We start from the raw sequence: 11,792 nt of genomic DNA, 5'->3' as shown, positions 1-11,792 counted from the left end.
TGTCGAGCGCCCCCACGACCATAAGGATGCAACAAGATGTCCGATCTCGCCGACCTCTATCCGGACTTTGCCGCCGAATGGATCGACACCTCGTTCGGCCGCATCTTCGCCCGTGTCGGCGGCAAGGGCCCGCCGCTGCTGCTCCTGCACGGCTTCTCCGAGACCCACGTGATGTGGCACCAGGTGGCCCCTGAGCTCGCCGAGCACTTCACGCTGATCATCGCCGACCTGCCGGGCTACGGCTGGTCCGACATGCCCGCGAGCGATGCGCTGCACATCCCCTACAGCAAGCGCGCCATGGCCAAGGCCATGGTCGAGGTCATGGAGCGCCTCGGCCACGTGCATTTCGCGCTGGCCGGCCACGACCGCGGCGGCCGTGTGTCGTACCGCCTCGCGCTCGACCATCCCGGCCGGCTGTCGAAGCTCGCCGTGCTCGATATCCTGCCGACCTATGATTACTGGGAGCGGATGAACCGCGCCTACGCCCTGAAGATCTATCACTGGGCCTTCCTGGCGCAGCCCTATCCGCTGCCGGAGACGCTGATCGCAGGCCAAGGCGAGTTCTTCCTGCGCTTCAAGATGGCGAGCCAGACCAAGTCGAAGACGCTGGACGCGATCGACGAGCGCGCGCTCGAGCACTACCTCGCCCCGTTCCGCGATCCCGCGCGCATCCACGCGATGTGCGAGGACTACCGCGCCGGCGCCTATTTCGACTACGACCTCGACAAGGCCGATTTCGAGGCCGGCAAGAAGATCACGGTGCCGATGCTTATCCTGTGGGGCAACGCCGGCATCGCCCAGGCCGCCGCGACGCCGCTCGACACGTGGAAGCAATGGGCCACCAACGTCGACGGCATGCCGGTGGATTCGGGGCACTTCCTGACGGAGGAGAATCCGGATGTGACTGCGAGGGCGTTGCGCGAGTTCTTCCTCGCGCCCTAGCGCCGCTCCCGAAAGAACTCCTTGAGCAGCCGCGCCGCCTCGCTCTCGCCGACGCCGGAATAGACGTCCGGCGCGTGGTGGCAGGTCGGCGAGGCAAAGAACCGCACGCCCGAGTCCACCGCGCCGCCCTTGGGATCGGCCGCGCCGTAATAGAGCCGCCTCACCCTTGCAAACGAGATCGCGCCCGCACACATGGTGCAGGGCTCCAGCGTCACGTAGAGGTCGCAATCGACGAGCCGCTCGCTGCCGATCTTCGCAGCGGCGGCGCGCAGCGCGACGATCTCGGCATGGGCGGTCGGATCATAGTCGGTCAGCGTCCGGTTGGCGCCGGTGGCGATCACCTCGTGATCGCGGACCACCACGCATCCGATCGGAACTTCGCCCGATTTTCCGGCATTTTCGGCCGCCAGAAGCGCCAAATCCATGAAAGAAGGGGCTTTCATGCCTCGTATCATCGCCAGAAACCTGCTACTAGCTCCGCCTTCAGCAAGAGTGGATACCGATTTTGCCTGAGCATGCGGCTCGGAACGAGCGCGCACACTGCTCGCGCCACCCCATAAGTGAGATTAGTCATGCCTCGCGACAGCGACAAAGACAACGATTCCCGCGGCCGGCGAGGCCCGGCCAAAGGCGGCCGCAGCGGCAAGCCGCGCGGCCCTGAGAAGAAATTCGCCAAGCGCGGCTTCGAGGGCAAAGGCGCGCGCGACAGCCGCCCGCCCCGTGGCGACCGTGACAGCCGTCCATTCCGCCGCCGCGACGAGGGCGACGCACCGCGCCGCGATTTCAGTGACCGTCCCCGCTTCAAGCGCGACGACCGCGGCAGTGAAGGCCGCGGCGAGCGCAGCTTCAAGCCGCGCGGCGATCGCCCGTTCTCCGATCGCTCCTCGCGTGACGGCGAGAAGCGACCCTTCAAGCCGCGCGGTGATCGCCCGTCCTATGGCCGTGACGACCGTCCGCCGCGCAGGGATCGCGACGAGGCCCGCTCGGCCGGCCGCTCCAGCGATAGGAAGTTCGGCGACAAGAAACCCTACGCGCCGCGCGGCGACCGCCCGGAGCGCAAGTTCGACGGCGAACGGAAATTTTCGAAGGGCGGGCCGGATCGCGAACGCGACCGTGGGGATCGCGGGCCGCGCGAGGATCGTGGCGAACGCAGCTTCAAGCCGCGAGGAGACCGCCCGAATTTCGATCGCGGTGATCGCGCACCTCGCGGTGATCGCCCGCGCAAGTCCTTCAACAAGGATTTCGGCGGCCGCGATCGCGGCGAGGAGAAGCCCTGGCGTCAGCGCGACGATCGCCATGAGGGTGGCCGTGGCGAGGACCGTCCGCGTTTCTCCCGGCGCCGGGACGAGGGCGATGATCGCCCGCGTTTCTCGCGTCCGCGGGAGGAGCGCACCGGTGACGATCGTCCGCGCTTCAACCGCTCGCGCGATAAGCGCCCCGAAGGTCGCATGGACTGGCAGGAGCATCCGCGCAGCGAGGGCCGCTTCCGCGATCGTCCGCGCCGCGACAATGAGGACGACAGCAGGATTTTCGAGAAGCGTCCCGCCTTCGGCGGCCGCGGTGCCTACCGCGAGCGCGATCGTGATTTCGAAGGCCGGCCGCGCCGCGACGACGCGCCGAAGCCGAAGAAGGCCGGCGAGCGCATCGCCAAAGTGCTGGCCCGCGCCGGGCTTGCCTCGCGCCGCGACGCCGAGGAGATGGTCACGCAGGGCCGCGTCACCGTGAATGGCCGCGTGATCAACTCGCCCGCGCTCGACGTCACCAAGAACGACGTCGTCATGGTCGACGGCAAGCCATTGCCGGAGCGCGAGCGCACGCGCCTGTTCCTCTACCACAAGCCGCGTGGGCTGATGACGACGCATGACGATCCCGAGGGCCGTCCGACCGTGTTCGACAATCTGCCCGAAGGCCTGCCGCGGCTGATCAGCATCGGCCGGCTCGACTTCAACACCGAGGGCCTCTTGCTGCTCACTAACGACGGTGGGCTTGCGCGCACGCTCGAGATGCCGGACACCGGCTGGCTGCGCCGCTACCGCGTCCGCGCCCATGGCGACGTCACCCAGGCGCAGCTCGACGAGCTCAAGAACGGCATCGAGGTCGAGGGCGTCAAGTATGGTCCGATCGAGGCCACGCTGGAGCGCGACCAGGGCGCCAATGTCTGGCTGGTGTTCGCGATCCGCGAGGGCAAGAACCGCGAGGTGCGCAATGTCTGCGCCCATCTCGGGCTCGAAGTGAATCGGCTGATCCGCGTCTCCTACGGCCCGTTCCAGCTCGGCGAGATTCTGGAAGGCCAGGTCGAGGAGATCCGCGCGCGCGTGCTGCGCGAGCAGCTCGGCGACAAGGTGATCGAGAAGTCGGGTGCGCAGTTCGACGCGCCCTCGAAGTCATCCTCGCGCGCCGACGACGCACCGAGCGAGAAGAAGCCGACCAGCAAGCGCGCCGTCATCAACGACCGCAAGGGCCGTCGCGTGCTGGTTCAGCGCACCGGCAGCGAGGAGGCCCGCGAGCGCAACGAGATGGAGGCGAACGGCTACGGCCCGCCGCGGCGTCCCAAGCGCGGCTATCACGGCAAGCGCGACCTGACGCCGCGGGAGGACTAGCTTGCGCGTCGTCGGCGGCAGGTTGAAGGGGCGCAATCTCGCCTCACCGTCCTCGCGCGACATCCGCCCGACGGCGGACCGCCTGCGCGAGTCCTTGTTCAACATCCTCGTGCACGCCTATGACGATCCGATCCAGGATGCACGCGTGCTCGATCTCTTCGCCGGCACCGGCGCGCTCGGCATCGAAGCCGCGTCACGCGGCGCCAAGTTCACGCTGTTCGTCGACAACGGCGCGGAGGCGCGTGCGCTGCTCCGCAACAATGTCGAGGCCCTCGGCCTCGGCGGCGTCACCAAGGTGTACCGCCGCGATGCCACCGATCTCGGCCCCGCGCATCCCGTCGAGCCGTTCTCGCTGGCGTTCCTCGATCCGCCCTATGGCAAGGGATTTGCCGAGAAGGCGCTCGCATCCTTGCGCGACGGCGGGTGGCTGACGCCGGGCGCGCTGCTGGTGGTGGAAGAGGCCAAGGCCGCGCAGTTCGCGACGCCGGAAGGTTTTGAGGAGCTGGAGCGGCGGACTTATGACGACACGGAGTTTGTGTTTTTGCGTAGGGCGGATTAGCGAAGCGTAATCCGCCACTGTCTCTCACCGCGGACGCAGAAGAGGTGGATTACGCCTTCGGCTAATCCACCCTGTACCCTTGTGGGGTTCGTGGCGGCCTTCGGATGTAGACTGGCCGTCCGGGCCGATCCGCCGGGAGCAGCCTTGTCCACCTGTGCCTCGAGCACCGACGTAGGAACCGCGCCCCGGCGGAGCGACCGCGATCGAGATCCGGTAGGAGGTCGCGCCAAGAGCGCCGGTACAGGGACTGATCAGGATCGTGGTGTCCCGCCTTGCGAGCAAGGAGGTCTCAACAATGATCGAAGATGTACGCTGGTTCGTCGGGATCGACTGGGCAACGCGGAGCCATAGCGTTTGCCTGCTGGATGCCGCGGGAAGACAGGTTGCGCAGCACGAGTTCGACCATGGCGGCGCCGGGCTGACGGAGTTGCGTGACTGGCTGCTGGAGAAGACCAAGGCCGCACCGGGACAGATCGCCGTGGCGATCGAGATGCCGCACGGCCCGGTGGTGGAGATGCTGCTCGAGCACGGGTTTGCGGTGTTTGCCATCAATCCCAAGCAACTGGATCGCTTCCGCGATCGCTTCACGGTGGCCGGTGCCAAGGACGACCGCCGCGATGCTCATGTGCTCGGCGCCTCGCTGCGCACTGACCGTGCTGCTTTCCGTCGGCTTGTGGCAGACGATGCGGCGATGATTGAGCTACGGGAGTGGTCGCGCCTGGCGGACGAACTGCAGCAGGAACGCACGCGGCTTGCCAACCGCTTGCGTCAGCAGTTGTGGCGATATTATCCCCAGGCCACCAAGTTGACCGACGATGTCGCCGACGAATGGTTCCTGGCGCTTTGGCAGAAGGTGCCGACCCCCGCCAGTGCGGTCAAGGCCAGCGAGAAGGCCATCGCAGGTGTTCTCAGGGACTATCGTATCCGCCGTCTCAATGCGGCGACGGTGCTCGGGACTTTGCGCGAGGCACCGCTGTTCGTAGCCCCCGGCACGACGGAGGCAGCCTGCGCTCACATCCGCAGCCTGGCGGCACGTCTGCACCTGGTCAATCGGCAGATCAAAGAGGCTCATCAGAACCTGGACCGGCTATGTGCCGAGTTCGAAGGAGAGGAGAAGCCGTCGGGGCAGAGCTCGGAGCAGTGCGACGTGACGATCCTACGCTCCTGGCCAGGAATCGGCAGGATCAATCTCGCCACACTGCTCGCCGAGGCCGCAGAGCCCCTGCGCAGACGAGATTACCATGCTCTGCGCGCCTTGGCAGGGGCTGCGCCGGTGACGCGGCAAAGCGGCAAACAACGCTTCGTGATCCGCCGCCTCGCCTGCAACAGGCGGCTACAGAGCGCCGTCCATCACTGGTCGCGTGTCGCCATCCAACACGACGCTGCCAGCAGGCGACGGTATGATGCCTTGCGCAGAAAAGGACACGGTCACGCGCGGGCTCTGCGCAGCGTGGGAGATCGCTTGCTTTTTGCCCTGTGCACGACGCTCAAGCGACAGACCCCATACGATGCGGACCATAACGGCACAAAGAACTCCGCGAACGGGTGAGCCCCATTCCTTTGTTCGGCCGGGCGACCATTCCTTCGTCCCGACCTGCCGAGCGCCAGAGCGCCGCCCGCAGATGCTGTCCAGGATGCCGAAGGCACCGGCAAAGCCGGCGCGCAGCGTCCTGGACTGCATCGAGCACGGCGCTACCATATTGCCCTATAAGGACGTTCCCCTTGACCAAGGGTAGGAGGTCCTACGGCACCGTCACCGCCTCCCGAACAGCTTCTCCACGTCGCTCAGCTTCAGCTCGACATAGGTCGGCCGGCCGTGATTGCATTGGCCGGAGTTCGGGGTGTCCTCCATCTCGCGGAGCAGCGCGTTCATCTCCTCCGGCCGTAAGCGGCGGCCGGCGCGCACCGAGCCGTGGCAGGCCATGGTCGCCGCGACGTGCATCAGGCGACGTTCGAGCGGCAGCGCCTCGTCCCATTCGGCCATGTGCTCGGAAAGATCGCGCAAGAGGCCGCCCGCATTGGTCTTGCCGAGCAGCGACGGCGTCTCGCGCACCGCGACCGCGCCGGGGCCGAAGGATTCGATGGAAAGGCCGAACGATGCCAGCTCCTCGCTGCGCTCCAGGAGGCGCTCGACCGTGGCTTCGTCCATCTCGACGATCTCGGGAATGAGGAGAATCTGCCGCTGCACGCCGTTCGCCGCCAGCGAGGCCTTCAGCCGCTCATAGACGATGCGCTCATGCGCGGCGTGCTGATCGACAATGATCAGGCCGTCGCGCGTCTGCGAGACGATATAGGTCTCATGGATCTGGGTGCGTGCCGCGCCGAGTGGGCGATCGACGAGGTCGCTGACGGGCTGGGTCTCGATCCGCACGTCCGCGCTGGGCGCGCCGACATCGAAGGCGGCCTGCGCGCGCTCCGCGAAAGCCGGTGCGGCAGCGCCATCGAACGACGGCATTGGCGCCACGGGAGCGGATGGCGAGGTCCGCCAATCCCAGCTGGCCGGACGCTGTGGCGTGAACGCGGGCCGGAACGAGGACAGCGCACTTTCGCCGCTGTTGGCGGCGGTGCGTCGGCCCTCGCGCGCCAGCGCCTCCTTCAAACCGTGCACGATCAACGCGCGGACGAGGCCGGCATTGCGGAAGCGCACCTCGGTCTTGGCCGGATGCACGTTGGCATCGACCTCGCGCGGATCGAGCGTGACGAACAGCGCCAGCACCGGATGGCGGTCGCGCGGCAGATAGTCGGAATAGGCCGCGCGCACGGCGCCGAGAATGAGCTTGTCGCGCACCGGCCGGCCATTGACGAAGAGATATTGCCCGAGCGCGTTGGCCTTGGTTAGCGCGGGAGCTGCAGCATAGCCGGCGACCACGACGCCCTCGCGCTCGGCATGGACCTCGATGGCGTGGCTGCGGAACTCGGCGCCGAGGATGTCGCCGAGCCGGGTCAACCGTCCGGCCGCGCCGGGCAGCGCCGCAGCCCAGGTCACCGGCGCGCGCTCCTCGCCGGCGAGCGTGAAGGCGATGTCGGGCCGTGCCATCGCGAGGCGCCGCACCACTTCGCGGATCGCCTCCGCCTCGGTGCGGTCGGTCTTCAGAAACTTGAGCCGCGCCGGCGTCGCGTAGAAGAGGTCGCCAACCTCGACGCGCGTGCCATGCGCCAGCGCCGCCGGCATGATCTCGGACTTTTCGCCGCCCTCGACCGACAGCGCCCAGGCGTGGGGCTCGCTGGTATGCCGCGTGGTGATGGAGAGGCGCGCCACCGAGCCGATCGAGGGCAGGGCCTCGCCGCGAAACCCGAGGGTGCGGATATGAAGCAGGTCCTCGTCGTCGAGCTTGGAGGTGGCGTGACGCTCGACCGCGAGCCCAAGATCTTTCGCGGTCATGCCGCTGCCGTCGTCGGTGATGCCGATCCGCCGCCGCCCGCCGCCGTCGGTGAAGACGTCGATCCGGCTCGCGCCGGCATCGATGGCGTTCTCGACCAGCTCCTTGACCACGCTCGCCGGACGTTCCACCACCTCGCCGGCGGCGATGCGGTTGACGACCTGTTCTGGCAGTTGGCGGACGGGCATGAGGCTCACTCGGCGAATATTCTCAAGTCTAATGCCGCGCAGCAACAAATGCATGGGGGAGGTCGAGCTTCCCACACCCGAAATGGGGACATTTTCGGCGCGCACCGCCCGTCGGGAATGCGTGGCATGTTCCGCGCCGCCGCATATGAGGAGCACAATTCCGCGAAAGCGCCGCGAAAATCCTAAACGATCACCACACGGCGCAGCTTGCATCACACCGCGCCGTTCGAACTCTCTTTCGCGATGAACCGGTCTGGTGCAGGCGAACGGTGCAGAACGCAGCCGAACGGTTCATCGCGACATTCCAGGAGACATGGATGAAGTTGGTGAAGACCTCTGCGATCGCTTGCGCTCTCGCGGCCCTCGTTGCAACGCCCGTTCTCGCCCAAGGCACCTCGTCTGGGGCGAGGCCCGGCGGCACCATACAAAGCAAGCCCATGCAAGGCGGTGCGTCAGGCAGCGAGGATGAGGATCTCGGTGCCCAGCAGGGCGCTGCCGGCGAGAAGGTCGGCATGAAGTCGAGCAAGGGCACGAAGGGGTCCGTCGGAACCACCGGCAGCGCGACGCGCAAGGGCACGGCCGACGATTCGGCGGCGGGTGGTGCTGCCACCGGCAAGCGCTACTGACGCCAGCGTGCGAATTGGCAAACCTCCGGTCGCTTCGCGGCCGGAGGTTTTTCATTGCCTAGTCGTCGAAACCGCGCCCGCGCTTCGCCTTGATATCGCTGCGGCGTTTCTTGCCCTCGAGCCGGCGCTGCTTGGAGGCGAAGGTCGGCCGCGTCGCGCGGCGAGGCGTCGGTCGCACCATGGCCTTCTTGAGGATCTCGACGAGACGGTCGATGGCATCCTGACGGTTGCGCTCCTGGGTGCGGAAGCGCTGGGCGTGGATCACGATCACGCCGTCCTTGGTCATGCGCTGGCCGGCAATGCGGGCGAGGCGCAGCGCCGCGTCCTCGGGCAAGGTCAGCTTGCGGGTGTCGAAGCGCAGCTGCGCGGAGGTCGCGACCTTGTTGACGTTCTGCCCGCCCGGGCCGGAGGCGCGGACAAAGCCGATCTCGATGTCGTCCTCGTCGATGACGAGATCGCGGGATATCCGCAGCATGCTGGCACCATTCGTGATGTCAGGACATACCGCGGACATCTGCCTTCAGCAATGGCGCTGCCGCGACACGCAAATGGCCGGGGCGAGCCCGGCCATTCAGAAAAACGTCCAGAAAAGAGATCAGTTCGACTTCGGTGTCGCAGCCGCCGGTTGCGCAGCGGCCTGGGGGGCCCGGCCGACCACGACAGTCAGCAGCCCCTGGCCCCAGAGCCGCCTGGCGGCCGCCTTGGCATCGTCCAGGGTCACGGCGTCGACGATGGCGTTGCGCTTCTCGATATAGTCGATCGGCAGCTTGTCCTGCTGGTATTGCAGCAGCGCCTGCGCCAGCTTGGACGAGGTGTCGAGCGCCAGCATCTGCGAGCCCTTGAGGTAGGACTTGGCCTCATCGAGCTCCTTCTGCGTCGGGCCCTCCTGGGCGATGCGGCGCACCTCCTGTTCGATGGCCTCGATGGTGTCACCGGCACGATCGGCGCGGGTGCCGGTATTGCCGATGAAAACCGCGGAGTGCTGCATCCAGAGCAGCGACTCGTACACCGAATAGGCCAGCCCGCGCTTCTCGCGCACCTCGCGATAGAGCCGCGAGGACAGTCCGCCGCCGCCGAGGATGTGGTTGACGACATAGGCCGCCATGAAGCTGGGGTCGCTGCGCTTCACGCCGGGTCCGCCGAAGGTGATCACGGTCTGCGGCACGTCGAGCGTCACGAAGGCGCGTTGCGGCGGCTTCGCGGCCTCGACGTCGGGGACCGGCGTCAGATTGGCCTTGGCCGGCAGGCTGCCGAAGGTGTGGTCGAGCAGCTTTCCGAGCGTGGCCGGATCGACGTCGCCGACGACCGCTACTTTGAGTCCATCCTTGGCGAGGACACGGCCGACATAATCCCTCATGTCGGCGACCGTGATGGTCGGCACGCTGTCGAGATTGCCGTTGCTCTGCCGGCTGTAGGGGTGATCGCCGAACGCGACCTCCAGGAATTTGCGGCTCGCCAGCGAGGTCGGATTGGTGGTCTCGCGGCGCAGGCCCGAGATGACCTGCGAGCGGATGCGTTCGACGTCGGCCGTGTCGAAATGCGGCGAGGTCAGCGCCATCCTGAGCAGGTCGAAGGCTTCGTCCTTGTTGTCGCGCAGCATGCGCAGGCTGCCGCGGAAGGTGTCGCGGGTGGCGCTGAAGGAGAGTTCGATGGCGCGGCGGTCGAGCCGTTCATGGAACGTCTTGGAATCGAGATCGCCGGAACCTTCGTCGAGGAGATCGCCGACCAGGTTGGCGACACCGGGCTTGTCCTTGGGATCCTGCGCCGAGCCGCCGGCGAAGGAATATTCCATCGCGATCAGCGGCACAGTTGCGTCCTGCACGAACCAGGCTTCGATGCCGCCCGGCGAGATCAGGTGCTGGATCTTCGCGGCGGCCTGCGACGGCGAGGCCGCAGAGAATGCGAGGACCGCGCCGGCGGCAACGGAGAATGCAACGCGTCGAAGGAAGGAATAGGTCACGAGCGCTTCTCCTCGCGCTTGGCGGTTGCAGTGTCCTTGATCAGGTAGCCCGTCACCGAGCGCTTCTTCTCGAGCCATTTCTGCGCAACGGCGCGGACCTGCTCGGCGGTGACGGCGCGGATGCGATCGGGCCAGCTCCGGATGTCCTCGATCGACAGGCCCGTGGTCAGCGCGCCGCCGTACCAGCGCGCCAGCACAGCCTGGTTGTCCTGGGCGTAGATCGCTTCGGCGATGAGCTGGGTCTTGACGCGCTCCAGATCCTCCGCACGGATCGGGTTCTGCGCCACGTTGGCAATGACGCCGTCGACCGCCTGTTCAACTTCGGCGAAGCTGACGCCGGGTTTCGGCGCAGCCGAGATCGCGAATTGGGTCGGGTCGAGCGAGATGCTCGAATAGCTGGCGTTGGCTGAGACCGCGAGCGGCTTGTCGACGACGAGGGCGCGGTAGAGATAGGAATTGCTGCCGCTGCCCATCAGCTGCGCCAGTACGTCGAGGGCGGCGCTCTCGCCGGCCGCGGCCGTGGTCGCCGAGGGCACCAGATAATAGCGCCGCATGTTCGGCTGCTCGACGCGCGGGTCGGCCAGCGTGACGGTGCGCGGGGTGGCGGGCTCCGGCTCCTGCGGACGCACCCGCCGCGCCGGGATCGCGGGCTGGGCGGGAATCGAGCCGAAATTGCGCTCGACCAGCGGTCGGATTTCGGCGGCATCGACGTCGCCGGCGATCACCAGGATCGCGTTGTTCGGCGCATAGAAGCGACGATAGAAGGCGAGCGCATCTTCGCGATCGAGCTTCTCGATCTCCTGATGCCAGCCGATCACCGGACGCCCGTAGGGATGGTTGAGATAGAGCGCGGCCATGATCTGCTCGTTCAATCGCGCATCCGGATTGTTGGCGACGCGCATGTTGTACTCTTCGAGCACGACGTCGCGCTCGGGCAGCACGTTCTCGTCCTTGAGGATGAGGCCCGTCATGCGGTCGGCCTCGAACTCCATCATGGTCGGCAGCTGCTCTTTCGGCACGCGCTGATAGTAGTTGGTGTAGTCGACCGAGGTCGAAGCGTTCTCGTTGCCGCCGACGCGCAGCACGGTCTGGGAGAATTCACCGGCCGGATGCTTCGAGGTGCCCTTGAACATCAGGTGCTCGAGGAAGTGGGCGAGGCCTGACTTGCCGGGCGTCTCGTCGGCCGAGCCGACCTTGTACCAGATCATCTCGGTGACGACGGGGGTGCGGTGATCCGGGATCACCACGACCTGCATGCCGTTGGGAAGCGTGAAGCTGGCGGGTGGAGCCGATGTCACGGTGGTCTGGGCAAGGGCGGCGCCGGCCGAGAGGACACTCGTCGAAAGCAGCGCGGCAAGGAGGCAGGCAGCCGATCGGTAAGAGGACATCATGATCCCTGGTTGAGGTGCCGAGCCCGGATCTCCGGCTCGGAAGGCACGGCATGCTACACCGTGCGGCGGAGGCTTCGCGTCACGAAGCAGAGAACGCTAGTCAACTCGGGAGCAGCCAGCAGCTGAAGCTGCGTGCAGTGCCGGCA

General features: G+C 66.9%; 10 protein-coding genes. 5 read left to right on the top strand and 5 right to left on the bottom strand.

Annotation, left to right across the window (positions count from 1 at the left end; genetic code table 11):
* The first annotated feature begins 36 nt into the window (after window positions 1–36).
* Window positions 37–942, top strand: coding sequence for an alpha/beta fold hydrolase (locus N2602_RS35400; RefSeq protein WP_260380999.1), 906 nt, complete (start codon window positions 37–39; stop codon window positions 940–942).
* Here the strand turns inward: N2602_RS35400 and N2602_RS35395 are convergent.
* Window positions 939–1,397: a nucleoside deaminase gene (locus tag N2602_RS35395; protein ID WP_260380998.1), complete on the bottom strand. Its 459-nt coding sequence runs from the start codon at window positions 1,395–1,397 to the stop codon at window positions 939–941. The two genes, N2602_RS35400 and N2602_RS35395, sit on opposite strands and share 4 nt — an antisense overlap.
* A gap of 117 nt (window positions 1,398–1,514) precedes the next feature.
* On the opposite strand from N2602_RS35395, the gene N2602_RS35390 reads away from it, so the two are divergent.
* From N2602_RS35390 to N2602_RS35380, 3 genes are all read left to right on the top strand, one after another.
* Window positions 1,515–3,542 carry a pseudouridine synthase gene (locus tag N2602_RS35390; protein ID WP_260380997.1) on the top strand — a complete coding sequence of 676 codons (2,028 nt, stop codon included), beginning with the start codon at window positions 1,515–1,517 and terminating at the stop codon, window positions 3,540–3,542.
* Between the two features lies 1 nt (window position 3,543).
* A complete protein-coding gene (gene rsmD / locus N2602_RS35385) occupies window positions 3,544–4,101 on the top strand; it encodes a 16S rRNA (guanine(966)-N(2))-methyltransferase RsmD (RefSeq protein WP_260380996.1) in 558 nt (185 codons plus the stop codon).
* Between the two features lie 295 nt (window positions 4,102–4,396).
* A complete protein-coding gene (locus N2602_RS35380; RefSeq protein WP_172789764.1) occupies window positions 4,397–5,650 on the top strand; it encodes an IS110 family transposase in 1,254 nt (417 codons plus the stop codon).
* Between the two features lie 204 nt (window positions 5,651–5,854).
* On the opposite strand, the gene mutL is transcribed toward N2602_RS35380, so the two are convergent.
* Window positions 5,855–7,669, bottom strand: a complete 1,815-nt coding sequence (gene mutL, locus N2602_RS35375) for a DNA mismatch repair endonuclease MutL (RefSeq protein ID WP_260380995.1) — start codon at window positions 7,667–7,669, stop codon at window positions 5,855–5,857.
* 317 nt (window positions 7,670–7,986) lie between these two features.
* Between mutL and N2602_RS35370 the strand changes: the two genes are divergently transcribed.
* A complete protein-coding gene (locus N2602_RS35370; protein ID WP_172788785.1) occupies window positions 7,987–8,295 on the top strand; it encodes a hypothetical protein in 309 nt (102 codons plus the stop codon).
* Window positions 8,296–8,353: 58 nt separating this feature from the next.
* On the opposite strand, the gene arfB is transcribed toward N2602_RS35370, so the two are convergent.
* From arfB to N2602_RS35355, 3 genes are all read right to left on the bottom strand, one after another.
* A complete protein-coding gene (arfB, locus tag N2602_RS35365; protein ID WP_260380994.1) occupies window positions 8,354–8,770 on the bottom strand; it encodes an alternative ribosome rescue aminoacyl-tRNA hydrolase ArfB in 417 nt (138 codons plus the stop codon).
* A 120-nt stretch (window positions 8,771–8,890) separates the two neighbouring features.
* Window positions 8,891–10,255 (bottom strand): pitrilysin family protein, encoded by a 1,365-nt coding sequence (locus N2602_RS35360; protein ID WP_260380993.1) that lies wholly within the window; start codon window positions 10,253–10,255, stop codon window positions 8,891–8,893.
* Complete coding sequence (locus tag N2602_RS35355; RefSeq protein ID WP_409241875.1) at window positions 10,252–11,646, bottom strand: M16 family metallopeptidase; 1,395 nt, start codon at window positions 11,644–11,646, stop codon at window positions 10,252–10,254. The genes N2602_RS35360 and N2602_RS35355 overlap by 4 nt, the downstream gene beginning before the upstream one ends.
* Window positions 11,647–11,792: the final 146 nt, after the last annotated feature.

The organism is Bradyrhizobium sp. NC92 (assembly GCF_025200865.1).
Lineage (GTDB): Bacteria > Pseudomonadota > Alphaproteobacteria > Rhizobiales > Xanthobacteraceae > Bradyrhizobium.
This window is presented reverse-complemented; position numbering and strand designations above follow the sequence as displayed.

Excerpts from the sequence above, each read along its gene's own strand:
- N2602_RS35370 (WP_172788785.1), top strand. The coding sequence starts at position 7,987 with ATGAAGTTGGTGAAGACCTCTGCGATCGCTTGCGCTCTCGCGGCCCTC.
- N2602_RS35355 (WP_409241875.1), bottom strand. The coding sequence starts at position 11,646 with ATGATGTCCTCTTACCGATCGGCTGCCTGCCTCCTTGCCGCGCTGCTT.
- N2602_RS35380 (WP_172789764.1), top strand. The coding sequence starts at position 4,397 with ATGATCGAAGATGTACGCTGGTTCGTCGGGATCGACTGGGCAACGCGG.
- arfB (WP_260380994.1), bottom strand. The coding sequence starts at position 8,770 with ATGCTGCGGATATCCCGCGATCTCGTCATCGACGAGGACGACATCGAG.
- N2602_RS35400 (WP_260380999.1), top strand. The coding sequence starts at position 37 with ATGTCCGATCTCGCCGACCTCTATCCGGACTTTGCCGCCGAATGGATC.
- N2602_RS35390 (WP_260380997.1), top strand. The coding sequence starts at position 1,515 with ATGCCTCGCGACAGCGACAAAGACAACGATTCCCGCGGCCGGCGAGGC.
- N2602_RS35395 (WP_260380998.1), bottom strand. The coding sequence starts at position 1,397 with ATGATACGAGGCATGAAAGCCCCTTCTTTCATGGATTTGGCGCTTCTG.
- mutL (WP_260380995.1), bottom strand. The coding sequence starts at position 7,669 with ATGCCCGTCCGCCAACTGCCAGAACAGGTCGTCAACCGCATCGCCGCC.